Source organism: Hyphomonas chukchiensis (genome assembly GCF_000682695.1).
GTDB lineage: Bacteria > Pseudomonadota > Alphaproteobacteria > Caulobacterales > Hyphomonadaceae > Hyphomonas > Hyphomonas chukchiensis.
In genome coordinates this window covers 42,371-67,355 of sequence record NZ_AWFG01000019.1, presented here as the reverse complement: position 1 = coordinate 67,355, position 24,985 = coordinate 42,371, and the positions used below count along the sequence as shown (strand labels likewise).

The window sequence follows — 24,985 nt, the reverse complement described above, 5'->3', positions numbered from 1 at the left end:
TGAGATCTCCTACGGGCACGCGTCTGCATTGGATGTCCCGAAAGCGCTTTAATAGCAGCGTGGCGCCTTGCCCACTCCCCTGTCAAGCGAGCGCCGCAGGGGCCCCATGCGCGGCTGAAGGCTAGCCTTGCAGCCTCGCGTCTGAAATAAGCATCGACTGCGCGAGTCAGGCTCGCAGGCACACCAATAATACCCAAAGGAGCAGCACAGCGCATGACCATATACCCCGTCATCATGTGCGGCGGATCGGGAACCCGCCTCTGGCCGGTATCCACATCGCGCACCCCAAAACAGTTTGTTAACCTGGTTTCCGGGGAATCCCTGTTCCGGCAAACCGCGCGACGCGTGGCACAGGCCGATGACGGCCTCAGCCTCGCTGACCCGGTCATCATCAGCAATGCGCGCTATCTTGATCTCGTCGAGCGCCAGCTTGCCGATGCAGGCATTACGCCGCTCGCCATCCTGCTGGAGCCTTGCGCCCGCAACACGGCTGCTGTGGCCGCCATCGCCGCCGAATATATCAGCCGGATTGATCCTGACGGCCTGGTCCTGCTGCTGCCAGCCGACCACTTCATCGGAATGCCCGCCGCGTTTCGAAAGGCTGTCGCGGATGCTGCCGGGATTGCCAAAGACCGCCGTATCGTCACTTTCGGCATTTCTCCGAACAGCCCTGAAACCGGCTTCGGCTACATCAAGGCCGGTGAACCCATCGGCGCGTCAGGCTTCACCGTCGCCGCCTTCCGCGAAAAGCCGGACATGGAGACGGCCGTGACCTATCTCGCTGACGACACATATTCGTGGAATGCGGGCATCTTCCTCTTCCCCGCCAGCCTGATGAAGGCCGAACTCGGCGCTCATGCAGCGGATGTGCTGGAAGGCGCTGCGGCGGCGCTTGATGCCACGGATACGACGACCACAATCATGCGGCTGGATGAGACCCTGTTCTCGAAAATCCGCTCCATCTCGATTGACTATGCCGTCATGGAGCACACGCAGAAGGCGGCTGTCGTCGGGCCCGTCTCCTGCGCCTGGAGTGATGTCGGCACATGGCCTGCCTGGGGCGACTTGCAGGAAACCACGCCTGACTCAGGCCCTGTCATGATCGACAGCAAGAACTGCACAATTCATGCGGACCCAGGCACGCTCGTCGCGGCGCTTGGAATCGAGGACATGGTGATCGCCGTACAGGATGGCGCCGTGCTCGTGATGCCGAAATCGCGATCGCAGGATGTCAGCCTTGTCATCGCGGCGCTGAAGGCGCGCGGGCGTACAGACCTGGTCTGAGACGCTTCAGGTAAATTCGACCCGCTCTTGCGAAAAGTAGAATAGCGACCGCGTCTCGTCGTCGATATCATCGCTCGATGCCTGAAGCAGTGTCTGCATCGCGTGCTTGCGGTCCTTGAGCGCATGGTCGAAATCCGCTTCGATCAGGCGGTCAACGCCAGTCGATGTCATCGCGTCGCGCACTTCCATGTAAAGCGTCAGCGAGCCACCGAGAAACATGGATTCATAGGCAATCTTGCTCGCGATCTTGTCGTGAATGTCCGTGTAATGAAACTGTTGCAGCATCGTCGACTTGCGCTTGGCGATGAAGTCGATCTCGTGCCGGTATTGCGGGTGGCGCAGGTAATAATTCTTCAGCGCAATCATGTCCGCATCGATCTTACGCTGGATCGTATCAGGCAAGTCTTCATTCAGTATGATGACGATATCGATATCGGACCCCTTGACCATCTCGCCTGACACAAGATGCTCGCGCGGTTCATTGTGGGCGAGGAAATAGGCAAGGTCGCCGGCAATGAAGGCGCACATGGACGAGCGAATTTCCCGCGGCAGATCGAGGAAAAGCGACTTCATCACCTGCTGTGCCAGCGCGATCTTCTCCCGGCTGATCTCGCGGTGCATGTTGGACAACGTGCCCTGCCGCTCGATCATCTGGTCGCGCTGGCCCGGCAGGCCGAACAGCGAGAAGGACAGGAAGTCCCGCAAGATGGAGGGGCTCAGTCGCACCTGGTCTTCACGGGTAATGTCAAACCGCAGGTAATAGCTGGCAAAGTGCGAAACCTGCAGCGCCCGGCTCTGGTAGCAGGCCTGCCACAGGGCGAGCTTCGGAATGTCCGGCAGCTTCTCGGACAATTGCTTGCCGATCAGCGGGCCGTGCATGTTCAGCAGCGCGATGACATGGGATTCGACTTCGGCGATATTGGGAACGGGCATGGCGGGCCTTCCGGAAATTACCGTTCCTTATTGGGCGGATTTGTCCAGCAAGGCCAGTAGGTAGGCCTTGTAATCATTATTGTACGCCATCGCCAGCGCTTCGAGCGTGGCCGCATTGATGAAGCCCTTGCGCCAGGCGATTTCCTCAAGGCACGCGATCTTCAGGCCTTGGCGCTTCTCGAGCGCCTGCACGAAATGCGAGGCCTCCAGCAGACTGTCGAACGTGCCGGCATCCAGCCAGGTCGATCCGCGCGGCAGCTTGGTCACGGCGAGATCGCCCCGCTCGAGGTAAGCCCGGTTCACGCACGTGATCTCGACCTCGCCCCGGCTCGACGGCTTGACCGCCTTGGCAATCTCCACGACGTCGGCATCATAGAAGTAAAGCCCCGTGATCGCCTGATTGCTGCGTGGCTCGGCCGGCTTTTCCTCGATCGAGATCGGCTTGCCTTCCGGTGACAGCTCGACAATCCCGAACCGGTGCGGGTCCTGAACCTGGTGCGCGAAAACGCGCGCGCCCTTCTGCAAGGCGGCTGCCTCCAGCAATTGCCCCGAGAGCCCGGCGCCATAGAAAATATTATCGCCCAGCGCCAGTGCCGACCTGCCGCCATTGATGAAGCGCTCGCCCAATATGAACGCCTCGGCCAGCCCGCGTGGCTCGTCCTGAACCGCATACTCGAACGCGACGCCCCATTGAGACCCGTTGCCGAGAAGCGCCTTGTAGGCATCGGCATGTTCACTCGTAGTGATGATGAGCATCTCGCGGATGCCAGCCAGCATCAGTGTGGAAATCGGATAATAGATCAGCGGCTTGTCATACACCGGAAGCAGGTGTTTCGACACGCCACGGGTGACGGGATAAAGCCGCGAGCCGAGGCCGCCTGCCAGCACGATACCTTTCATGATGTCGCCATCTCCTGGATCAGTGCCGGGACCGTCGCGGCAAGGCCGTCCTGCCAGTCTGGCAGCTGGACGCCGAATACATCGCGCGTGCGTGTCATGTCGAGCCGCGCATTCAGCGGACGGGTCGCAGGCGTCGGATAGGCTGATGTCAGGACATCATCGACTTCGGCGACCGGGCCGTCATGCCGCGCGCTTTCGGCGAAGATGCTGCGCGCAAGGCTTGCCCGGTCCGTCTCGCCTGCCCCGGCCAGATGATATGTGCCCCAGCTTGCAAAGCCAGGCTGGGCAGCCTGACGGCTCATCTCCAGCAGACCGGCCGCCAATGCAGGCGCATAGGTCGGGCAGCCAACCTGATCCGACACGACCGACACACGCTCCCGCGTCTGTGCGAGCTTCAGCATCGTCCGCACGAAATTGTGCCCGAAGGGCGAGAATATCCATGAGACCCGTACAACCAGATGCTTCTGGTAGGCGTCGGCCACAGCCAGTTCGCCATCCAGCTTGGTCTGGCCATAGGTGCAGATCGGCGCCGGATCATCGTCCGGCCGGTAGGCGCGCGGCATCGCGCCATCGAACACACAGTCGGTTGAAAGATGGATCAGCGGAACACCACCGGCCTTGCATGCCAAGGCCAGCGCAGCCGGTCCATCCACGTTCAGTATCCGCGCTTCGTCCGGTTCGGCCTCAGCCTGATCGACCAGCGTGAAGCCACCGGCGTTGATGACGGCGACTGGCTTGTGCTGGTCGATTGCGCGCGCCAGTGTTTCGGGCCGCTTCAGATCTGCATCAGGTCGGCCGAGGCATATCACGGACGCGCCGCCAACATGCGCCAGTGCCTGCGCGACCTGGCCCGTCCGGCCAATCACAAGGATCTTGCCGTCCGCCATGTCTCAGGCTCCGACCTTGCCGAGCCGCTCGCCGGCATAAACCGTCTCACGCAAAGGGCCCCACCACGCTTCATTGGCAATGTACCAGTCGACCGTATCGGCAAGCCCCTGCACGAAATCGCGCGACGGCGCCCAGCCCAACTCACGATCTATCTTGCTCGCATCAATGGCGTAGCGGAGGTCATGCCCGGGCCGGTCAGCCACAAATGTCATCAGGTCGCCATGGGGTGCGCGCTCCGGGCGCCGCTCGTCCAGCAACTGGCAAACAAGCCTGACAATCTCGAGATTGGTCTTTTCGCTATTGCCGCCCACCGTGTAGCTCTCGCCCGGCACACCCGCCTCGGCGATGCGGACCAGTGCGTCGGCATGGTCTTCAACATGCAGCCAGTCGCGCACATTCGATCCGTCGCCATAGATCGGCAGCTTGAGCCCCTCCAGCGCATTGAGCACCATCAAGGGGATCAGCTTTTCCGGAAACTGGCGAGGCCCGTAATTGTTCGAGCAATTGGAAACCATCACCGGCAACCCATAAGTGCGGTGCCATGCCCGCGCGAGATGGTCTGCGCCTGCCTTGGTCGCCGAATAGGGAGAAGACGGGTCATAGGCCGTCGTCTCTTCGAAACGCCCTTCCGGCCCCAACGAGCCGAACACTTCATCGGTCGACACATGCACAAAGCGAACGCCCGCCCCACCCTTGCGCTCATGCAGGGCCCGCGCAACCTGAAGCATCGCGAACGTCCCGATCAGGTTCGTCTGCACGAACGCATCCGCCCCATCAATCGAGCGGTCAACATGCGTCTCGGCGGCAAGGTGGAAAACCACGTCCGGCGCATCCGCCAGCATCAGGTCCATCATTCGGGCCTGATCACAGATATCGGCCTTCACGAGGCGAAACCGGTCCTCTTCTTCGAATGGCGCCAGCGAGGCCGGGTTGGCCGCATAGGTCATCTTGTCGACAACCGTGACCTGCGCGTCCGGCGACGCCATCAGCCGATGGCAGAGCGCCGAGCCTATGAAGCCGGCCCCGCCTGTCACCAGATACTTCATCGGGCGGCTCCCGCCGTCTCGGCCGGGAACACGTCGCCAAGATCTGACAACCGCGGATGCCCCCGGTCACGGTCCGACAAGACCAGCGACTGGTCCGGGAATGGCCATTGAATACCCAGGGAAGGGTCATCAAAGGCCAGCCCGCGGTCAGCCTTTGGGGCGTAATAGGCTGTCACCTTGTAGGCAATCTCACAATCGGGCTCCAGCGTGCAGAACCCGTGCGCAAAGCCCACCGGCACGTAAACCTGCTCGCCTTTCTCAGCTGAAAGCTCCACGCGGGTGTGGTGGCCGAACGTCGGCGAGCCCTGCCGTATGTCCACGATCACATCGAGAATCCGCCCCCGCGTACAGCGAACCAGCTTGGCCTGCGCATGCGGCGGCAACTGGAAATGCAGCCCGCGCAATGTGCCCATGGCTTCAGAGCGGGATTCATTATCTTGGACGAAATCATCCGGAATCCCCGCCTCGGCATAGTGCCGCGCATTGAAGGTTTCCGAGAACCAGCCCCGCGCATCCCCGATACGGGCAGGCTTGATCAGGATCACATCCTTCAGGACAGGATCAGGTCTGAACTCAGGCTTCATAAGCGCGCTCTTCAGCAATTGCAGCAGGCGTATGCCTTCGGGCGAGCGCTATACCATGAACCGTAGCACCCGCAACGCGCGAACCTCACTCAACCGTAACGGACTTGGCGAGGTTGCGCGGCTGATCCACATCCGTGCCCTTCGCCACAGCGACGAAATAAGCCAGCAATTGCAGGGGTATGGCTGTGAGAATCGGCATGGCGATCTCGTCGGCATCCGGCAGGCGGATGACGTGATCGGCCCGGTTTCCTGCCAGCTTGATGCCCTTGTCATCGGAGATCAGGATGATCCGGCCGCCCCGCGCCCTGACTTCCTCGACGTTCGACAGCGTCTTCTCGAACAGGTCGTCATAGGGCGCAACCACAACGATCGGCAGGTCCTGCTCAATCAGCGCAATCGGTCCGTGCTTCAGCTCGCCGGCCGCATAGCCCTCGGCGTGGATATAGGAGACCTCCTTCAGCTTCAGCGCGCCTTCCAGCGCCAGCGGGAAATAGCGTCCCCGGCCGAGGAACAGCACATCCTTCGCCTTGGTCAGCGTCTGCGCAATCGCCTTGATCTCGGGCTGCACTTCCAGCGCTTCGGACACTTTGCGCGGCAGCGACAGCAGGCTCTTCACATATTTGGCCTCGTCACCGGCCTTGAGATGTCCGCGCGCCTTGGCCGCTGACAGAGCCAGCACTGCCAGCACGGCGAGCTGAGCCGTAAAGGCCTTGGTCGAGGCCACGCCAATCTCCGGCCCGGCATGCGTCGGCACAATCGCCTTGGCCTCCCGCGCAATCGAGCTTTCCGGTACGTTTACAACCGCAATCGCAGGCGACTTGTTTTCGCGGCAGTATCGCAGCGCGGCCAGCGTATCGGCCGTCTCGCCCGACTGGCTGACGAACAGGGCCGGTCCGGTCACCGGCAGGACAGGCTTGCGATAACGGAATTCCGACGCGATGTCAGTTTCCACCGCCAGCTTTGCGATCTGCTCGAACCAGTATTTCGCCGTATGGGCGGCATAATAGGCCGTGCCGCATGCGATCGCGACCGCGCGGTCGGCACCGGCGAAGATATCGCTCGCCGTGTCACCCGCCTGAATCGTCTGGGTCGCCTGATCGATATAAGGCAGGATCGAGCGCGCCAGCGATTCCGGCTGCTCGTGGATTTCCTTCAGCATGAAGTGGTCATATTCGCCGCGCTCGATCAGCGCGTCATTGACCGCAGAGGTCACACGCGGACGGTTCACCCGGTCGCCGCGCGCATTGCGAATGTCGGCGCCATCGGGCCGCAGCACGGCCCAGTCGCCTTCTTCCAGATAAGTCACGTCACGCGTCAGCGGCGCCAGCGCGATGGCATCGGAACCGAGGAACATTTCGCCTTCGCCATAGCCAAGCACAAGCGGGCTGCCCCGGCGGGCACCCATCAGGACGCTCTCCTCTCCAGCAAAGATCACCGCCAGCGCAAAGGCGCCCGTCAGCTGGCCAAGCGTTGCCTCGAACGCGTCCACGGCGCTCAGCCCCTCGTCCATCTTCTGGGCGATCAGCTGGGCGATGACTTCGCTGTCAGTCTCGGACTCGAAAACGCGGCCAGCCTCTTCCAGCTCGCTACGCAGGTCACGGAAATTCTCGATGATGCCATTATGCACGATAGCCACATTGCCCGACATGTGGGGGTGGGCATTCGTTTCATTGGGCTTGCCGTGGGTCGCCCAGCGCGTGTGGGCAATGCCGGTCAGGCCGTCCATCGGCTCTTCTTCAAGGCGGGCCTGCAGGTTGACGATCTTGCCCTTGGCGCGGCGTCGCTCGACCTTGCCGCGCGATGAGATGGCAATGCCTGCACTGTCATAGCCACGGTATTCCAGCCGCTTCAGCCCGTCGATCAGACGGTTCGCAACAGGTTCAGAGCCCGTAATCGCTACAATGCCACACATAATCTACCTCCAGGGAATCAGAGAGCGTAGATAGACCCGACCATTCAGTCTGAATAATGACAGATTGTTGGAAATTGCGACAATCTAGGGGTATTCCCAGCGTTAACGGGCGATCCTGCCGGTCAGCCTGACTGTATAGAACTGCTTACAAGTGCGTTTCCTGTAAATGGCGCCCTTCCCTACCCATTATAAGGCGACTAGGACGACACAAAACAGACTGAAGGATGTTACGAACCTTGGCCAAGATGACCCATCTCGACCGGCTTGAAGCTGAGAGCCTGCATATCATGCGGGAAGTGGCTTCGGAGTGCGAAAACCCTGTCATGCTCTATTCGGTGGGCAAGGATTCCGCCGTGATGCTCCACCTGGCGATGAAGGCTTTCTATCCATCGCGCCCGCCTTTCCCCCTGATGCATGTCGATACGACCTGGAAGTTCAAGGAGATGATCGCCTTCCGCGACCGCAAGGCCGCCGAAATGGGCATGGACCTGCTCGTACACATCAATGAAGACGGCGTGCGCGATGGCGTCGGCCCGTTCACGCATGGCTCGGCCATGCATACCGACATCATGAAGACGGCGGCCCTGAAACAGGCGCTCGACAAGTACAAGTTCGATGCAGCCTTTGGCGGCGCACGGCGCGACGAAGAGAAATCCCGCGCCAAGGAACGCGTCTTTTCGTTCCGCTCGGCCGAGCATCGCTGGGATCCCAAGAAACAGCGGCCCGAGCCCTGGAACCTCTACAATACCCGCATTCATCCGGGCGAAAGTATCCGCGTCTTCCCGCTCTCCAACTGGACCGAGCTGGATATCTGGCAATATATCCGCCGCGAGCAGATCGAGATCGTGCCGCTCTATTTTGCTGCTGAACGCCCGGTCGTCACATGGAACGGCGTCGATATCATGGTCGATGACGACCGGATGCCGGAAGAACTCGCCAAGACCGCCGTGATGAAGTCCGTCCGCTTCCGCACGCTCGGCTGCTACCCGCTGACCGGCGCTGTCGAAAGCACCGCGTCCACGCTTGAAGATATCATCCAGGAAATGCTGCTGACCACGACGTCAGAGCGCCAGGGCCGCGTCATCGACGCCGACCAGGCCGCGTCCATGGAGAAGAAGAAACAGGAAGGCTATTTCTGATGCGCCTCACCGACGACCTAATCGCCTCAGACATCGGCGCCTACCTGCAAAAGCACGAGCATAAGTCTCTCTTGCGCTTCATCACATGCGGCAGCGTGGATGATGGCAAGTCGACCCTCATCGGCCGCCTGCTCTATGATTCCAAGATGATCTTCGAGGACCAACTGGCGTCGCTGGAGGCAGACTCCAAACGCGTTGGTACGCAGGGCGAGAATATCGACTTCGCGCTGCTCGTCGACGGCCTCGCCGCCGAGCGCGAACAAGGCATCACGATCGATGTCGCCTATCGCTTCTTTGCGACTGACAAGCGCAAGTTCATCGTCGCCGACACGCCCGGCCACGAACAATATACCCGCAACATGGCAACCGGCGCCTCCACCGCCGATGTCGCCATCCTGATGATCGACGCGCGCAAGGGCATCCTGACCCAGACCCGCCGCCACAGCTTCATCACAACGTTGCTCGGCATCCGTCGCCTCGTGCTCGCCGTGAACAAGATGGACCTCGTCGATTACAGCGAGCAGGTCTTCAACGACATTGTCGAAGACTTCTATGATTTTGCAGACGAGCTGGCGACCGACCTCGAAATCCAGCCCATCCCGATGTCAGCCCTCGCCGGGATCAACATTACCGAGAATTCGCGCGAAACGGACTGGTATGACGGCCCGAGCCTCATGGACTATCTGGAAACCGTGCCGATCGGCGACAAGCGCCTCAATGCCCCGTTCCGCATGCCGGTGCAGTGGGTCAACCGTCCGAACCTCGACTTTCGCGGCTTCTCAGGCCAGATCGCGGCCGGAACCGTCAAGCCTGGCGACCGGATCAAGACGCTGCCTTCGGGGCGCCAGTCCACCATCACCCGCATCGTCACCGCCACGGGCGATCTGGACGAGGCCGTCGCTGGCCAGTCGATAACGCTGACGCTCGCCGATGAAGTCGACAGCTCGCGCGGCGACGTTATCGTTTCAGCCGACAGCCCGGCTGAAGTGTCCGACCAGTTCCAGGTTCGCGTTCTCTGGATGAGCGATACGCCCCTCCTGCCCGGCCGGCGCTACCTCTTGAAGATCGGCGCCAAGACCGTGACGGCCACGATCAATGCACCGAAATACGGCATCGACATCAACACGCTGAACGACATGCCGGCCAAGACGCTGGAACTGAACCAGATCGGCGTCACCACCCTGTCGCTCGACCAGGCCATCGCGTTCGACCCCTATGACGAAAATCGCGAAATGGGTGGCTTCATCCTGATTGACCGCCAGACCAATGACACGGTCGGTCTCGGCATGATCGACTTTGCCCTGCGCCGCGCCTCCAATATCCACTGGCAGGCCATCGATATCGACCGCGCCACGCTGGCCGAGCAGAAAGGCCAGAAACCGGCCGTGCTCTGGTTCACGGGCCTCTCGGGTTCGGGCAAGTCGACCATCGCCAACGCCCTGCAGAAGCGCCTGTTCGCGCTCGGCAAGCACACGTTCATCCTTGATGGTGACAATGTCCGCCACGGCCTCAACCGTGACCTCGGCTTCACCGATGTCGACCGCGTCGAGAACGTGCGCCGCGTCTCGAACGTTGCACGCCTTATGAGTGATGCCGGCCTGATCACGCTCGTCTCGTTCATCTCGCCATTCCGAGACGAGCGCCAAATGGCCCGTAATCTTATGGCCGATGGCGAGTTCGTGGAGATCCACGTCGATACGCCGCTCAATGTCGCAGAGCAGCGCGACGTAAAGGGTCTCTACAAGAAGGCCCGTGCAGGCGAAATCAAGAACTTCACCGGCATCGACAGCCCCTACGAGGCTCCGCTCACCCCGGAACTGCGGATCAACACGGTCGGACAATCCCCTGAAGATGCCGCCGAAACGATCCTGGACTACCTCAAGGAAAAGGGTTTCCTCTCGCACTAGGCGCAATACCGGGTTTCCCCAACGTCCCATCTCGAAATCGCTCTGCGGGCGCGCTAAGCCCGTCCGCAGAGCATATTTTGAGATATCAGGGAGACTAATATGGCCAAGGGAGACATGCCCGTCCTCGTCGGTGTGGGACAAAGCCTCAGCCAGTGGGACGGCACAAACGGTCCTGACGGCGCACCTTCGCCCCTATCTCTCATGGTTGATGCCTCGAAGGCCGCCCTTGCCGATGCCGGCGCGGCTGGTATTGCCGGCGCGATAGATACGCTCGCCGTCGTCCGTATCTTCGAGGACTCGGTCGGTCGCGCGCCGCACCCTCACGGCCACAACACAAACCTGCCCGGCACGCTCGCCCGCGATATCGGCGCCAAGCCTGCCAACCTCATCTATGAGACCGTCGGCGGTCAGAGCGCGCAGGCGCTGGTCAACGAGATGGCCGCCCGCATTTTCGCTGGCGAAGCCGAAGTCGCCCTCATTTCCGGTTCGGAAGCCAACCGCGCCTCCAAGGGCGCCCGGCGCCACAATGTCGAGATCAACTGGGCCGATGGCGATGACGCCGCCTACGAAGATCGCGGCATGGGCCCGATGATGCTGACCCGCGAAGAGATCAAGCACGGCTTGATCGCCCCGGCCTATTTCTACGGCCTGTTCGAGAACGCCATCGCCGCCCGCGAAGGCCGCACGCGCAGCGAGCATCGCCGCGCCATGGCCGAGCTCTTCCAGCCCTTCTCTGCGGTTGCCGCCAAGAACGAATATTCACAATTCCCGGTCGAACACAGCGTCGACTTCCTCTCGACGCCGTCGCGCGAGAATTACGAATATGCCGACCCGTTTCTGAAATGGTTCATCGCACAGGACGCTGTGAACCAGGGCGCTGCGGCCATCCTGATGAGCGAGAGCAAGGCTGATGAACTCGGCGTTCCCAAGGACAAGCGCGTCTATCTCCACGGCGGTGGCGAGGCAGGCGACAACCATATCTCCGTGCGGCCGAAGCTCGATGGTTCATGGGCGATGGAACAGGCGACGTCACGTGCGCTGACACAGGCAGGCGTCACCGCGGACGACATTGATCATTTCGACCTTTATTCTTGCTTCCCCTGCGCGGTCTTCTCATCAACCGCCGCTATGGGCATGGATTGGAAAACCGATCCCCGCCCCCTCACACTGACGGGCGGCCTGCCCTTCTTCGGCGGCCCCGGAAACAATTACTCCCTCCACGGCATTGCCGAGATGGCGCACACGCTCCGCGCGGCGCCCGGTGACCTCGGCCTTGTCCTCGCCAATGGTGGCTGGATGACCAAGGAAGCAGCCGGCGTCTACTCGACAGAGAAGCCGAAGGCGTTCCGTCCGGTCGCCCCTGCTGCCAAGGCGAAGACAGAAGTGGAAATCCATCAGGCAGACGGCGAAGGCACGCTCGAAACCTTCACCGTCACCCACGGCAAGGCAGGCCCAGAGACCGGCATCATTTTTGCCCGTCTCGCCGACGGCCGCCGCACGATTGCAAAGGCCAGCCCGGCCGCCCTCGCTGTTCTGCGCGAAGAGGCCAGCCCCGTCGGCCGCAAGGTGAAGATCACCGTCGAAGACGAAGTCGGGACATTCGACTTCGCCTAGGCGACACGACCGCCTGGACTCCTCTTTGGTTTTTCAAGGTCTGATCGGGTTTCGCATGGGACCGCGATGGCTTTGACATGGTTTCCAACAGTGCCTATCGGTCCTCAGTCATCTGACAGGAACGAAGCCCTGACAGATGCGTTCGTGCAGTAGCAGCAGGGCATTCGGGAGATTCCATGACAGAGTTCAAAGGGCGCGCGATCGTCACCTATGGCCGCAGCCTGATGGCCGTCGTGATCGCACATTCGCTTTCAAAACAGGGTATTGAAGTCATTACTTGTGACAGCGTCGGCATGACGGCGGCCTCATTCTCGCGCTTCACCGAAGGCAATTTCGTACATGCCGATCAGGCAGATGATCCGCGCCGCTATCTTGCCGACATGGTCGCTCATGTCCGTGAACTGAAGCCCAAGGACAACCGGCCCTATATCCTGATCCCGACATTCAGGGATGGGAAATTCCTGTCCGAGCACCGCGAGAAATTTGAGGGCCTGATCACGCTCGCCGCGGCCGATTTCGCATCCATCGACCAGGTCGACCCAAAGCAGCATCTCGTCGAAACACTGAAGCCCTTGGATATCGCCGCACCGAAAACCTTCACGCCCACCACAGAGGAAGAGGTTAAATCGGCGGTGGCCGAGCTTTCCATGCCGGCCCTCATCAAGGCCGTCGATGAAGTTGGCGGGCGGGGCATCGAGTTCTTTCAGGACAAGGACAAGCTCCTCAAGCGCGCCATCGAACGCGTTGCGAAGGAAAATCCGCCGCCCCTGATTCAGCAAGCTGCCGATGGAGAGGACTATTGCCTCGGCGTGCTCTACGAGAACGGCGAACTGCGCGCCCACATGGCCTATCACAACCTTCAGAACATGCCCTCCGAAGGCGGCGCTGGCGCCATGCGCGAGACCATCGACGACGCGCCCTTCATACGCGCCGCCAACACGCTCATGAGAGCTGTCGGCTGGAACGGTGTCGCCGAGATCGACTTCATGTGGAGCGGGAAGCCGGAAGACGAACCGGTCATAATCGAGGTAAACCCTCGTTTTTGGGCGGGCCTCTTCCAGAGCGTCGAATCCGGCGTCGATTTCCCCTGGCTTCTCTATCAGCTGTTCGCAAACGGAACCGTGGAGGAATCCAGGGACGCTGTTATCGGCACTAAAACCCGCATCCCCGTCGCATGGGCAGCGGGCGCCATCAAGGATGCGCTGTCGGCGGATATAGACACCGAAGGTGCCAAGGCGGCCGTTCGCGACATGATGGATCATGTGGAAAAGGGCGAGCTTCGCAGTGCGTTCAGCGCCCTGAAGACAGCGTTCGGCAAGGCCACCAATCTCGAGGAAGGCATCGCACTCCTGCGCAAGCAGGCACGTAATGCAAAAAGCGCCAAATCAGAACTGATGTTCGATGACGATCCCATGACCTCCCTCGGCATCTTTTTCATCCTCAGCTCCCTCGCCCGCCACGGCAAACTCCCGCCGGAAGTGACGGACTAGACGGTATGACGGACAGGCCCATCGTCGGCATCACGAAGCCCGAACATGGCGATAATCTCGCCTATGCCGCCATCGCGCTGGCCGTGCGGCTGGCGGGCGGAACGCCCGAAACACTCACCACTGGCATGTCATGGCGCGAGGCGCCGATTGATGCGCTGGTCATTGGCGGCGGCTCGGATGTGTTCCCGCCGCACTATGATCAGGAAGCCATCGAAGACGCCCATTATGATCGCGGCCGCGACGAAATGGAAATGTACTGGGCCCGCACCGCACGCAATACGGACCTGCCCACCCTCGCCATATGCCGCGGCGCACAGGTCATGAACGTGGCTGGCGGCGGCACATTGCATCAGGAACTGGAAGGCGTGTTCGAGGACGTGGATTATCCCTCCACCCTTCCGGGCCATATCCTGTATCGAAAGGAAATCGACACCACGGACGGCAGTCTCATCCGCGATATTCTTGGCAAGGCGACAGTAAGGGTCAACTCGATCCACAAGCAGGCCATCGCAAAGATCGGCAAGAACCTTGTCATCACCGCGCAAGAGGCCAATGGGGTCGTGCAGGCTATCGAAGACCCCAGCAAGACCTTCTATCTCGGCGTTCAGTTCCATCCAGAATTCATGACCTATCGGGCCAAGTTTCGCAGGATATTCGCGCGCCTCGTGGAAGCCGCCTATGAGGCCCGAACAACCAGCGCGCAACCGCAGTCTTGAGCTTGCTCCCGCCCGCAACTTCGATAAGTCTCCGGCCATGACCCAGGCTTTCAAGACATTCGGTGTAATCGGCGGCGGCGCATGGGGCACAGCCATTGCGCAGATGCTATGCCGCGACGGGCAGGACGTGACCCTCTGGTGCCTTGAGGCTGAAGTCGCGGACGCCATCAACACTGTTCACGAGAACACGGTTTTCCTCTCCGGCGTGCCGCTGAAACCCGCCCTGCGGGCCACCACCAATCTGGCCGATCTCTACAATCTCGATGCCCTGTTCGCAGTCGCCCCCGCCCAGCATACCCGAAGCACACTGGCCGCCCTGAAGGGCCATATCGCGCCCGGAACGCCCGTCGTCCTCTGTTCGAAAGGCATCGAGCTTTCCTCGGGAAAGTTCATGACACAGGTGCTCGCCGACGCCTTGCCTGAAGCGAGCCCTGCCGTCATGTCCGGCCCCAGCTTTGCCATCGACGTCGCCAAGGGCTTGCCAACTGCCGTGACGCTCGCTGTGGAAGATGAATCCATCGGCAGCGAACTCATCCAGGCTATCTCCACGCCAACCTTCAGGCCCTACCTCGCCACCGACCTGCTCGGCGCCGAGATTGGCGGCGCGGTCAAGAACGTGCTCGCCCTTGCCTGCGGCATTGCCCTCGGAAAGGGCCTTGGACGGTCTGCCCATGCCGCCCTCATTGCCCGGGGAAGCGCCGAAATGACCCGTCTTGCCCTCGCACTGGGCGCAGACCGCGAGACCATGTCGGGCCTCTCGGGCCTCGGCGATCTCGTCCTGACCTGCAGTTCGGAAACCAGCCGCAACATGAGCTGCGGCCTCGCCCTCGGGCGCGGCGAAAGCCTTGAAAGCATCATGGGCGCCCGCAACGCGGTCACGGAAGGGGTCGCCACCGCCCCCGTGCTACGCCGTCTGGCCAGCGAACACGGCGTCGACATGCCCATCTGCGACGCCGTTGCCGCCGTCATTGAAGGCGAGATCAGCGTGGATGATGCCATCACAACCCTGCTCATGCGCCCCAACAAGGCCGAAAGCGTGTTGGCCTGAGCCTCTCGCGAGGTCACATCTGGCCAGCTAGCTGACCCGTGCTAGTCTCTCGCGAAATCGAGGAGACGCCCCATGTTGCAGAAAACCTATGAAGCCTTCACCGTCACGATCGAGGACAAGGTCGCGCATATCCAGATGAGCCGCCCCGAGGCGATGAACACGATGAACAAGGCGTTCTGGAACGAATTGCCTGCCATCATTCGTGATATCGACATGAACGTGCGCGCGCGCTGCATCGTGATCTCATCGACAGGCAAGCATTTCTCCGCCGGAATGGACCTCGCCGTATTCGGCTCGGGCGAAGGCGGCGGCAAGGTTGATCGCTATGTCGCGGCTGAGGCGTTCCGCTCCAATATCCGCCAGATCCAGTCCAGCTTCAACGTGCTGGAAGAGGCGCGCGTCCCCGTTCTCTTCGCCCTCCATGGCGGCGTCATCGGCGGTGCCATCGACATGATCTCCGCCGGCGACATCCGCTGGTGCACAAAGGATGCTTTCTTCACGATCATGGAAACCAATATCGCCATGACGGCAGATGTTGGCACCTTCCCGCGCCTGCAACGCTACATCCCGGAAGGCTGGGTCAAGGAAATGGCCTATACCGGCCGCCGCATCGATTCCGCCACAGCCAAGGATATAGGCCTGGTCAATGATGTCTTCGAGACGCACGAAGCCTGCGTTGCCCACGCGCTCGCAACAGCCAGGGAAATCGCGTCGAAAGACCCGCTGACGGTCACAGGCTGCAAGACCCTGATCAATTACGCCCGCGACCACAACACGGCCGATACGCTGGACTATATCGGCGTCTGGAACGCCGCCATGCTGCCGCCGTCGCATATGCAGGAAGCCTTTGCCGCCCGCGCAGAAAAGCGCGATCCGGACTATCCGGACCTTCTCAAACTGCGCGATACGCCGATGTAGGCTTAGGCCGACACAATCCTGTAAACTGCTGTCGCCGTCATCACGACCGTGTCGCCGCAGGATGCCGCACCGCCTGTGAACAGCACGGTGCGTGTCTTGCGGTCAACGCGGGCCTTGAACACTGGCTCGCCAGTCACGTCGGCGCCGGTCACGTCGATAGTGACCGAGACGAGTTCCACGGCGTCTGGTGCACAGACAGTCTCTGCATCGGCGCGGATGGCAGCCATCAGGTCGAGCGCAAACCGCTCGTCCGCGCGCAGTCCGTTCAGTGTTCGCATGTCTGTTCCTCGATCAGCAGGGCTGGTCACGCTGTAACGACACATCTGGCGAAAGAAAAGAGCCAGTCCCGCCTGGAAAGGGGCAGCGGGCTGGCTCTTCCGGCGCAAGACCGAGCGGGAGGGCTCCAAGTATCAGTCATCGCAGCCTGTTCTTGTTACGTGATGGATCGCCAAGCGGATCAGCTGGAATCAAAAAAACCGCCCTTTTGGGGCGGCCTTGTTTGGAAGCATCGATTGATCCTGCAGAGATCAGGCGGCTTTTGCGGCCTTGAGTTCGGCATCCAGATCATGGCCGATCAGGTCGCCCAGATGTCCGAAGCCTGTCATCTCGCAATGCTCTTCCATGAATGTCGAAATCGACGGCAGAAGATGGCCAATGGCCTTGTGGTCCAGCCCGATCTTGTGAAGCGATCCGATCATGGTCTGCGCGACAACGCGCTTGCCGCCGGGCGTCTGCTCGATCAGGCGAGCAATAATGCCGGTGGCTGCGCCGAACTCCGACCCTGTGCGAGCGGCGAGCGCACGAGCGCCGGGGATGGCCTTGAACATCGCCGGTGCGAAGGGAGAAGCCTGTCGCTCAGCTGAATTCAATACAATCCCCAGCGCCTTAGTAGCGGTAGGTTCCGAGAGTCCATTGATTGTAGCGATGTGCGCAATGAGAACATTCAGCATTAGCGTGGCACTCCTAGGATTAATGGCTCCGGAACCCCCATTAACCTCCCACATGCTTTCCGCTTCCTTTACACGGCCCCGCAGATTCCAACTCATTTGCCACACTCCGTTAAGCGCTGTTAGGACGGGGTAAACAACGGGCTCGTTTTTGTTTACGTCCTGTCCACAGGCCAAGCGAAGGTCTCATGAAAACAAGGCATCTCACATGATCAGGATCGGCATTCTCGGCGCAGCGAAAATTGCACCCAAAGCAGTCATCGCTCCGGCCAGCGCGCGGACCGACTGCGAAGTGATCGCCATGGCCGCACGCGATGCCGATCGCGCGCGGGCCTATGCCGATGAACATGGCATCCCGCACGTCCCCGACTCCTACGAAGACCTGCTCGCCCGCGACGACATCGACCTTATCTACAATGCCCTACCCCCGCATCGCCATGCTGACCTGACAATCGCTGCACTTGAGGCCGGAAAGGCCGTGCTGTGCGAGAAGCCCTTTGCGATGAATGCAGTCGAAGCCGCGCAGATGGTCGAGGCCTCGACCCGCACCGGCAAGCCCCTCATCGAAGCCTTCCATTATCGCTTCCACCCAGCCTTCCAGCGGGTGTTCGATATTGTGCGCAGCGGCCAGCTCGGCGTCGTGCACCGCATCGAGGCGGCCTTTGACGTCACTATCCCATACCGCCCCGGCGAACTGCGCCACACACTGACCGTGGGCGGCGGCGCGTTGATGGACCTTGGCTGCTACCCCCTGCACGCCGTGCGCACCCTGATCGGCGCGGAACCGACCGTGGTTTCCGCCACAGCGCAGTGCGAACACCCCGGTGTTGACCTGAAAACGGTCGCTGAAGTCACCTTCCCCGGCGGGGAGACGGCATCAATCCATACCAGCATGGCGCCTGACACGCCCTTCAATGCCTGGATCAGGGTCGTAGGATCGGACGGCCACCTAGAGATCACCAACCCCATCCATCCCCATCGCGGCCACAGCATCGCGACCACGATAAAGGGCAACACCGAGACCTTCACGGTCGACGGAGAGGCTACCTATGACCACCAGCTAGCCCATGTGATGGATGTAATGGCCGGGCGCACTGCGCCGCTGACAGGTGGCAAGGATGCCGTTGGCAACATGACGGCCATCGACGCAATCTACCGCGCCGCCGGGCTGAATCCACGCGGCTTCTGATCAGGCGGCGCTGGCCTGCGCCATGCTAATCCAGCCTTCAACCTCGTCTTCCTCGAAATTGGCATCTTCCCACAGCACCCGCTCGCCCTGAGGCGATGTCAGGAAGTCCATGGACGCGAGGAATACATCGCGCGCCGAGGCCGCTGCCAGTTCAGCCGCCGTCCGGATGCCCGCTCCGACAAGGATTTGCGCATCATGCACGCGCAGGCCTGGCACATCCATCATTAGCCGGGTCTGGTCCTGCCAGTCGATCAGCGTATCGGCATCAATATGCTGCACGGCGAGCAGGCTGGCGGTTTCCTCTGGATCGCAGTCCATCAGATCGCCGACCGTTGTAATGCCGGCACGGCCCAGCCGCTTGGCCGTTTTCCGGCCGATCGAAGGGGCATCCACGACAGGCGACTCACGCGTCAGGCGCCCACGTCCACCAATCTCCGTAACATCTGCAGGTTCAGGTGCAGCCTCGGCGACTGGTTCCGGCGCGGGCTGGGGCTTTGGCGCTGGCTTGGGTATTTCCTTCACGGCTTCCGGTTGGGGCGCTGGCTTCGGCTCTACTTTCGCAATAGGCGCCGGGGCGGGCTTGGGCTCAGCCTTGGCAACTGGTTTCGGCGTCGGAGCTTCCGCCTTCGGTGCCTCGACAGGCGCCTTCTTCAGTGCGCTGCCCAGCGGCGCCAGTTCCTGCGCATCGAGCTGTTTCAGCGGTACGCGCAACACCTGTTTCGCGTGAAGTTTGCGAATAGCCTTGTCATCGTCCGGCAGGGTCTTCACTACCTTCCCGGTCTTCTGGAATTCGGCATACATGCGCTCAACCTGGCGGCGGTCACCCGCATCGGCCAGCTTCTTCGAGATTACGCGAAGCGGAATATCAAGCGTCTCGATATAGCCTTGAATGGTGAGGTTCACCTTCGGGGGCGCCACAGCCGCCTCTGCGATCGCCCGCGACATGAGTACGGCCATGCCCGCCGTCGCATAGGCCACAAGGTCAGCCACGATTTCCAGCATGGTTTCGTCGAGGCCAGCCGGCGGATCCTTCACGCCGACATCAAGGTCATAATGGTCGATAAATGTGTGGTAGTGCGGGTGCGAGCGCTCGGCCCCGGCGCGCACCATGTCTGACACAAAGCCCACGCCCTCCGGCACCGCTATCTCGGGGTACCCAAGCGTATCGATCCTAAACGCGATCTCGACCTGAGACTTGGCAATACTCCACTCCACAGCGCGATGGATGGCGCCTTCTTCCTCGGTTTGGCCGGTGTGGAAGGGCTGCAGCGGGTCAGCATAATAGTGGCTCAGCACGCCGAGCGCATAGGCGGCTTCGCTCCACTTCTTGCGCGCCAGCAAGTCGACGGCTTTGGCATACCACTCTGTCGCCTTGTCACGCGCCCCGCCCCATTCCCCCTCGGAAATGTGCAGGACGTGATTGCGGAAATCCTTGAAGGTCGTGTCCGGCGCCTTGGCACCTTTCAGCAAGTGCTCGTGATGCACAAGGAACAGCGACTTCCAGCGCTCGGCCTCGTCGCCCTCGATCAGGTCCAGCGCATTGAACGCAATATGGTGATGTGTCGACGTACAACGGTGCGCCCGGATAACCCGTTCCAGCAGGGACATGCCATGCCTCCAGTCAGTTAATAAAATCAACTGAACCATTTACCTTTTAGGGTTACCGCCGGATTAACCGCAGAGTGCTCCGGGCAGGAAAGCACCCTCTCAAGTGCTTACTGCATCGCGCCTGCAACGGATAAGAAAGATAATGAAGCCGATCATGACGACCAAGGCAGGCGTCAGAATGACGGCAGCCGCGATCGCCCCGCTCCGCCCGCCATCCGGGTAAACCGATACCGATTCCGGCGCGTCCATATTGACGTAAAGCGTGAATTCGCGACCTGGCGGCCAGTCGTCCAGCGCATCAAGGGCAACGTCCCTGTCAGCATAAACAAACACGTCACGCCGCGTTTCATAAACACGGCCATGGAATTCATAACGCGCATCCGCCTGAATGGCCCATTCTGGCGTACCCTTCCGGACGGATGCGATATTTGCCGACTGGACAGAGGCCTGCACGGGCTGCCAGTGCCTTGGAAGAACCGCGTCGACCAGGACCCCAACGATTAACATCGCACCGACAAACACTGCCAGCACAAGCGCCGTCTGCTTAAGCCGTTTGAACATGGTGTGTAAGTTCCCGCGCGAGCTGGAGCCTGCGCGGGATCATACTACGGTGCTACCGAACGGCAAAATCCGTCGGTTCGGTGCTCTTGCCCTTGGCATCTTTTTCGCCCTTGGGCTGGCCGTGCTTTTGCGCGCCCATGAAGCCGAAGATGTGTCCGGCAACCTTGCGCATCTGGATTTCTTCTGAGCCCTCGGTGATGCGATAGCGGCGGTGGTGGCGATAGATATGCTCGAACGGTGTGTGGCGCGAATAACCCATGCCGCCATGGATCTGCATCGCGCGGTCGGCCGCGTTGCAGCAGAGCCGGTTTGCCCGGTAGTTGCACATCGACACCTTGTCCGAGAGCTTGATCGCGACTTCGGGCTTGGACATCTGGTCCATTTCCCACGCCGTCTTGAAGATCAGCAGACGCAGCATCTCGGCTTCCGACATGAGTTCCACAATCGGAAACTGGATCGCCTGATTGGTCGACAGTTTCTTGCCGAACGGTGCGCGCGTGTTGGCGTAATCGATTGAACTGTCGATACAGAACATCGCCGCACCAACCGAGCTGGCTGCCTGGCGAATACGGTTCTCGTGCACGAAGTGCTGGGCCAGCGCGAGGCCGCCTTCCGGCGGGCCGAACACCGCGCTTTCGGGCACCCACACATCCTTGATGGTAAGGCGCGGGTGATCGGTCGGCATGTTGAACGTCCACATGTACTCGATGATCTCGATGCCCGGATCATCTGCCGGTACGAGCAGGCAGGTAATGCCGCGCGCGTCACCGTCCTCGCCGCTGGTACGGGCAAAGCACATCATGTGGCTGGCATGGTGCATGCCGGTGATCCACATCTTCTCGCCATTGATCAGCCAGCCATCCTTGCCGTCTTTCTTGTGACGGACGGCGCGGGTTTCCATATGCGTGGCATCAGAGCCGTGGTTTGGCTCTGTCAGGCCGAACGTCGCGCGGAACTTGCCTTCAAGGGCCGCTGTGGCGAGGTGTTTCTGGTCTTCGCGGGCAAAGTCGCGCAGCATCAGGATCTGCGGCATGTTGCCGACGATGGAATGCTCGTTCTGCAGGTCATTGTGCAGTCCAAGCCCCTTGCGGGCCAGATGCTCACGGATGATTGCCATTGCGAGGTTCGACCCGTTCTGGCCGCCATATTCCTTCGGCAGGCCGTAGCGCAGGTGTCCCGCCTCGTCCGCAAGACGTCTCGCCTCGCCAAGCAGCGCTTCCCATTCCTTGCGAGGCAGGCCCTGATTCTCGAAATCCGTCCGGGCCCATTCGCGGCGATGGTCGAAGAAACGGATATTGTCGTCCTTCTGCTCCAGCGGCTTTATCTTGTCTTCGATGAACTGATCGAGAACGACCAGATAGTCGGCGATATCCTGCGGAATGCTGAAGTCCATTATGTATCTCTCCCTGGCGCGTGGCCTTGTTCTTTAGGTCACTCTAACCCACGCACAGGCAGGAGCAATTTGTGTCGTAGGGGCAACCTGCCCCTCCAATCGCTTCCCTCGGGATATCGCAAAATTCTACTTTCTGAACGCTTGACGAATTATTCAGCGTTTGATAGTCATTAAACGGAAGGGAAGTCTCCCTTTATCCACCGTGTTGCACGCACACATCATAACCCCGAACAAAGGCAGCCTCCCATGCTCCGTTCTGCAATTCTCGGCGCCGCCGCACTGGCGCTCACCGCTCCCGCTTTCGCCGCAAACTTCGTTTTCGAAACGGCGCAGCCTGTCACTGAAAAGCATGTCATCGCCGAGAGCGTGGTCTGGACATGCGAAGGCACGACCTGCGTCGGCGATCTCGACCGCAAGAAAGCCTCTGTCCGCATCTGCAAGAAAATCGCCAAGGAAGTCGGCGTCGTTACGGCCCTGCGCAACGATAATTCCGAACTGACGGCTGAAGAACTCGAAGCCTGCAAGGCCTCGGCCAAGAGCTAAGCTCTCCAAGTATCGACAATCTCTCCTCGGGCCGCCACGGGACAACCGCGGCGGCCGCTTTTTATGGCATTATTCAGCCGGCGGCTCGACGGGTTGCCACAACTCCACCTTGCGCCCGTCCGGGTCCATGATCCAGACAAAGTGGCCATAGGGCTCATTCAACGGCTCGCCTTCCAATGCGATACCCTCCGCCTCGAGCCGGGCAATCATGCCCGGCATGTCGTCGACCATCAGGTTCATCATGAAGTCGCTGTCTGACGGTTTGAAATAATCGCTGTCGCCCTTGAACGGCGACCACACGGTCTGCGCGCCTCTCGGGAATACACTTGCCGCCGCAGCGTGGCTGAACATGCTGCCGCCAAATTCCTCGATCTTTATGCCGAGGACACGCGCATACCAGGCGCGCGTCGCCTCAGCATCCTTGCAAAGGAAGAACAGCCCTCCCAGGCCAATCACTTTCGCCATTCAAATCCCCTCCAGGTATTTATATGGCCGCGATCGCCTCTGCGAGAAGATCGCGGACCTCTCCCGCCACGTGCTTGAGATCATCATTGTCGATTGACTGCATCGATGCAACGGGATCAACCGCGCTGACTTCGACATCGTCGCCAACCTGTCTCAGGATCACATTGCATGGCAGCATCGCGCCGACACGCGGCTCCATGCTGATTGCCTTATACGCCATGTCCGGATTGCAGGCGCCCAGAATAAGATATGGCATCATGTCGACACCCAGCTTCTTCTTCATGGTGGCAGCGACGTCAATTTCTGTAAGAACGCCGAACCCTTTGCCGGCAAGCGCTTTACGCGTGCGTTGACCAACGACGTCGAAGTCTGCCCCCGCAATTGCCCGGTTGATTGTGTACGACATGGCACGCTCCGCAATATGTCCGGGTCTGCCGGCACAGCCGCATCCGTGTGGACGCAATGCCATGCTAACATATTCCCCAGGCAACCATATGCGGGGTTTTACGAAGGGCTGCCTGTTGGCATCCCCCCATGCCTAACGCATGGTGCACGGGCAAACCCACCACGGAGGCAGCGCTATGCCGATAGAAGCCAAACGCACGTCTGACGACCGGTTCGAGAACCTGCCCGGCTATGGTTTTGCGCCCCATTATATCGAAGATCTCCCTGGCTATGAGGGCCTGCGCGTCCATTATGTTGACGAGGGTCCGCAGGATGCCGTGCGTACTTATCTTTGCCTGCACGGCGAACCTTCATGGGCCTACCTCTATCGCAAGATGATCCCCGTGTTCCTCGACAGTGGCGCGCGCGTGATCGCGCCGGACTGGCTCGGCTTCGGCCGCTCCGACAAACCCGTCGACGACAATGTCTACACGTTCACGTTTCACCGCGAGATGATGCTGGCCCTGTTAGAACGCCTTAACCTGAAGAACGTCACACTCGTCTGCCAGGACTGGGGCGGCCTCCTTGGGCTCACGCTGCCCATGGACATGCCACAACGGTTCGAGCGCCTCATCGTCATGAACACCACGATTGCGACAGGCCAGTCGCCAAGTGAGGGCTTCGACAATTGGAAAGCCTATATGCGCACGCAGGCAGACGTGGATGTCGCTGCACTGATGAAACGCGGTACGCCCATTCTGTCCGATGCCGAGGCCGCCGCCTATGGCGCACCTTTTCCGGATGCCAGCTACAAGGCCGGGGTGCGACGCTTCCCTGAGCTTGTCATGACGGCGCCAGGTATGGACGGCGTCGATATTTCCAGGCGCGCCGCCCAATGGTGGACCAATAAATGGTCTGGCGACAGCTTCATGGCCATCGGCGCGCAAGACCCGGTGCTCGGCACCGCCACCATGGAACAGCTGCGCAAGACCATACGGGGATGCCCTCCCCCCATGATCGTCGCAGATGGCGGCCACTTCGTTCAGGAATGGGGCGAACCTATAGCATTGGCCGCGCTGAAGCATTTCGGTGAACTCTGATGGACGCCCGACCGGAAGCCGGCTGCGGCGCAGCCATATTTGATGAGAATGGACGCCTCCTCCTGATCCAGCGGCTGACCGAACCGGAAGCTGGCGCCTGGGGACTGCCCGGTGGCAAGATTGATTTTGGCGAGCCCGCGCGAGAGACGGCGCGCCGGGAGATCGCTGAAGAGCTTGGAATCGAAATTGAGGTCGGAAAACTTGCGTGCATTTCCGAAATCATTAACGCGGGAGATGGGCGCCACTGGGTGTCGCCAATCTTCTTCGCACGCCTCGTTGCGGGCGAGCCACGTCTTATGGAGCCTGCGAAGCATGGCGGTTTTGGCTGGTATAGTCTCGACGCCCTGCCAGCATCCATTACGACACCCACAAAGGCTCTCGTGAACGCACTTTGATGCGCACCTGAAGCCTCGCGC

At 60.8% G+C, this 24,985-nt stretch carries 25 protein-coding genes; 12 read left to right on the top strand and 13 right to left on the bottom strand.

What is annotated here, in order from left to right; genetic code table 11:
* Positions 1-213: 213 nt before the first annotated feature.
* Entirely contained in the window at positions 214-1,284 is a 1,071-nt protein-coding gene (locus HY30_RS07655; RefSeq protein WP_051615074.1) for a mannose-1-phosphate guanylyltransferase, read from the top strand.
* Between the two features lie 6 nt (positions 1,285-1,290).
* On the opposite strand, the gene HY30_RS07650 is transcribed toward HY30_RS07655, so the two are convergent.
* From HY30_RS07650 to glmS, 6 genes are all read right to left on the bottom strand, one after another.
* A complete protein-coding gene (locus HY30_RS07650) occupies positions 1,291-2,217 on the bottom strand; it encodes a hypothetical protein (RefSeq protein ID WP_034738716.1) in 927 nt (308 codons plus the stop codon).
* Positions 2,218-2,244: 27 nt separating this feature from the next.
* Positions 2,245-3,117 carry a glucose-1-phosphate thymidylyltransferase RfbA gene (rfbA, locus tag HY30_RS07645; RefSeq protein WP_034738714.1) on the bottom strand — a complete coding sequence of 291 codons (873 nt, stop codon included), beginning with the start codon at positions 3,115-3,117 and terminating at the stop codon, positions 2,245-2,247.
* Positions 3,114-4,004: a dTDP-4-dehydrorhamnose reductase gene (rfbD, locus tag HY30_RS07640; RefSeq protein WP_034738711.1), complete on the bottom strand. Its 891-nt coding sequence runs from the start codon at positions 4,002-4,004 to the stop codon at positions 3,114-3,116. Before rfbD ends, rfbA begins: the two co-directional genes overlap by 4 nt.
* 3 nt (positions 4,005-4,007) lie before the next feature.
* Complete coding sequence (rfbB, locus tag HY30_RS07635; RefSeq protein WP_034738710.1) at positions 4,008-5,051, bottom strand: dTDP-glucose 4,6-dehydratase; 1,044 nt, start codon at positions 5,049-5,051, stop codon at positions 4,008-4,010.
* Positions 5,048-5,635, bottom strand: coding sequence for a dTDP-4-dehydrorhamnose 3,5-epimerase (gene rfbC / locus HY30_RS07630; protein ID WP_034738708.1), 588 nt, complete (start codon positions 5,633-5,635; stop codon positions 5,048-5,050). Before rfbC ends, rfbB begins: the two co-directional genes overlap by 4 nt.
* 85 nt (positions 5,636-5,720) lie before the next feature.
* Positions 5,721-7,547, bottom strand: a complete 1,827-nt coding sequence (gene glmS, locus HY30_RS07625) for a glutamine--fructose-6-phosphate transaminase (isomerizing) (protein WP_034738706.1) — start codon at positions 7,545-7,547, stop codon at positions 5,721-5,723.
* 245 nt (positions 7,548-7,792) lie between these two features.
* Here glmS and cysD point away from each other — a divergent pair, with 245 nt between their 5' ends.
* The 7 genes from cysD to HY30_RS07590 all read left to right on the top strand — a co-directional run bounded on the left by cysD (position 7,793) and on the right by HY30_RS07590 (position 16,379).
* On the top strand, positions 7,793-8,686 hold the full coding sequence (gene cysD / locus HY30_RS07620) for a sulfate adenylyltransferase subunit CysD (protein ID WP_034739090.1): 894 nt from the start codon (positions 7,793-7,795) through the stop codon (positions 8,684-8,686).
* Positions 8,686-10,593 carry a sulfate adenylyltransferase subunit CysN gene (cysN, locus tag HY30_RS07615; RefSeq protein ID WP_034738704.1) on the top strand — a complete coding sequence of 636 codons (1,908 nt, stop codon included), beginning with the start codon at positions 8,686-8,688 and terminating at the stop codon, positions 10,591-10,593. Before cysD ends, cysN begins: the two co-directional genes overlap by 1 nt.
* A gap of 99 nt (positions 10,594-10,692) precedes the next feature.
* Positions 10,693-12,207: an acetyl-CoA acetyltransferase gene (locus HY30_RS07610; RefSeq protein ID WP_034738702.1), complete on the top strand. Its 1,515-nt coding sequence runs from the start codon at positions 10,693-10,695 to the stop codon at positions 12,205-12,207.
* A gap of 176 nt (positions 12,208-12,383) precedes the next feature.
* Positions 12,384-13,697, top strand: a complete 1,314-nt coding sequence (locus tag HY30_RS07605) for a carboxylate--amine ligase (protein WP_034738700.1) — start codon at positions 12,384-12,386, stop codon at positions 13,695-13,697.
* A gap of 5 nt (positions 13,698-13,702) precedes the next feature.
* Positions 13,703-14,413, top strand: coding sequence for a gamma-glutamyl-gamma-aminobutyrate hydrolase family protein (locus HY30_RS07600; protein ID WP_051615072.1), 711 nt, complete (start codon positions 13,703-13,705; stop codon positions 14,411-14,413).
* Between the two features lie 37 nt (positions 14,414-14,450).
* Entirely contained in the window at positions 14,451-15,461 is a 1,011-nt protein-coding gene (locus HY30_RS07595; protein ID WP_034739086.1) for an NAD(P)H-dependent glycerol-3-phosphate dehydrogenase, read from the top strand.
* Between the two features lie 72 nt (positions 15,462-15,533).
* Positions 15,534-16,379, top strand: coding sequence for a crotonase/enoyl-CoA hydratase family protein (locus HY30_RS07590; RefSeq protein WP_034738698.1), 846 nt, complete (start codon positions 15,534-15,536; stop codon positions 16,377-16,379).
* Positions 16,380-16,381: 2 nt separating this feature from the next.
* Here the strand turns inward: HY30_RS07590 and HY30_RS07585 are convergent, their stop codons facing one another.
* Together HY30_RS07585 and HY30_RS07580 are read right to left on the bottom strand one after the other, a co-directional pair.
* A complete protein-coding gene (locus tag HY30_RS07585) occupies positions 16,382-16,657 on the bottom strand; it encodes a hypothetical protein (protein WP_034738696.1) in 276 nt (91 codons plus the stop codon).
* A gap of 249 nt (positions 16,658-16,906) precedes the next feature.
* Positions 16,907-17,329: a hypothetical protein gene (locus HY30_RS07580; RefSeq protein ID WP_162176908.1), complete on the bottom strand. Its 423-nt coding sequence runs from the start codon at positions 17,327-17,329 to the stop codon at positions 16,907-16,909.
* Between the two features lie 205 nt (positions 17,330-17,534).
* Here HY30_RS07580 and HY30_RS07575 point away from each other — a divergent pair, with 205 nt between their 5' ends.
* The gene (locus HY30_RS07575; RefSeq protein ID WP_034738694.1) at positions 17,535-18,515 is read left to right on the top strand and encodes a Gfo/Idh/MocA family protein; all 981 of its coding nucleotides are present in this window, start codon (positions 17,535-17,537) and stop codon (positions 18,513-18,515) included.
* On the opposite strand, the gene HY30_RS07570 is transcribed toward HY30_RS07575, so the two are convergent.
* The 3 genes from HY30_RS07570 to HY30_RS07560 all read right to left on the bottom strand — a co-directional run bounded on the left by HY30_RS07570 (position 18,516) and on the right by HY30_RS07560 (position 22,077).
* Positions 18,516-20,123, bottom strand: coding sequence for a DUF4332 domain-containing protein (locus HY30_RS07570; RefSeq protein ID WP_034738692.1), 1,608 nt, complete (start codon positions 20,121-20,123; stop codon positions 18,516-18,518). It lies immediately after the preceding gene.
* Between the two features lie 99 nt (positions 20,124-20,222).
* On the bottom strand, positions 20,223-20,684 hold the full coding sequence (locus HY30_RS07565; RefSeq protein WP_034738690.1) for a DUF3592 domain-containing protein: 462 nt from the start codon (positions 20,682-20,684) through the stop codon (positions 20,223-20,225).
* Between the two features lie 52 nt (positions 20,685-20,736).
* A complete protein-coding gene (locus HY30_RS07560; RefSeq protein WP_034738687.1) occupies positions 20,737-22,077 on the bottom strand; it encodes an acyl-CoA dehydrogenase family protein in 1,341 nt (446 codons plus the stop codon).
* A 246-nt stretch (positions 22,078-22,323) separates the two neighbouring features.
* On the opposite strand from HY30_RS07560, the gene HY30_RS07555 reads away from it, so the two are divergent.
* On the top strand, positions 22,324-22,620 hold the full coding sequence (locus HY30_RS07555) for a DUF8200 family protein (protein ID WP_051615069.1): 297 nt from the start codon (positions 22,324-22,326) through the stop codon (positions 22,618-22,620).
* A 69-nt stretch (positions 22,621-22,689) separates the two neighbouring features.
* On the opposite strand, the gene HY30_RS07550 is transcribed toward HY30_RS07555, so the two are convergent.
* Both HY30_RS07550 and HY30_RS07545 read right to left on the bottom strand, forming a co-directional pair.
* Complete coding sequence (locus tag HY30_RS07550) at positions 22,690-23,085, bottom strand: VOC family protein (protein ID WP_034738684.1); 396 nt, start codon at positions 23,083-23,085, stop codon at positions 22,690-22,692.
* Positions 23,086-23,104: 19 nt separating this feature from the next.
* The gene (locus HY30_RS07545) at positions 23,105-23,491 is read right to left on the bottom strand and encodes a DUF302 domain-containing protein (protein WP_034738679.1); all 387 of its coding nucleotides are present in this window, start codon (positions 23,489-23,491) and stop codon (positions 23,105-23,107) included.
* Between the two features lie 175 nt (positions 23,492-23,666).
* Between HY30_RS07545 and HY30_RS07540 the strand changes: the two genes are divergently transcribed.
* Entirely contained in the window at positions 23,667-24,569 is a 903-nt protein-coding gene (locus tag HY30_RS07540; RefSeq protein ID WP_034738677.1) for a haloalkane dehalogenase, read from the top strand.
* The gene (locus HY30_RS07535) at positions 24,569-24,964 is read left to right on the top strand and encodes an NUDIX domain-containing protein (RefSeq protein ID WP_034738675.1); all 396 of its coding nucleotides are present in this window, start codon (positions 24,569-24,571) and stop codon (positions 24,962-24,964) included. Before HY30_RS07540 ends, HY30_RS07535 begins: the two co-directional genes overlap by 1 nt.
* Positions 24,965-24,985: the final 21 nt, after the last annotated feature.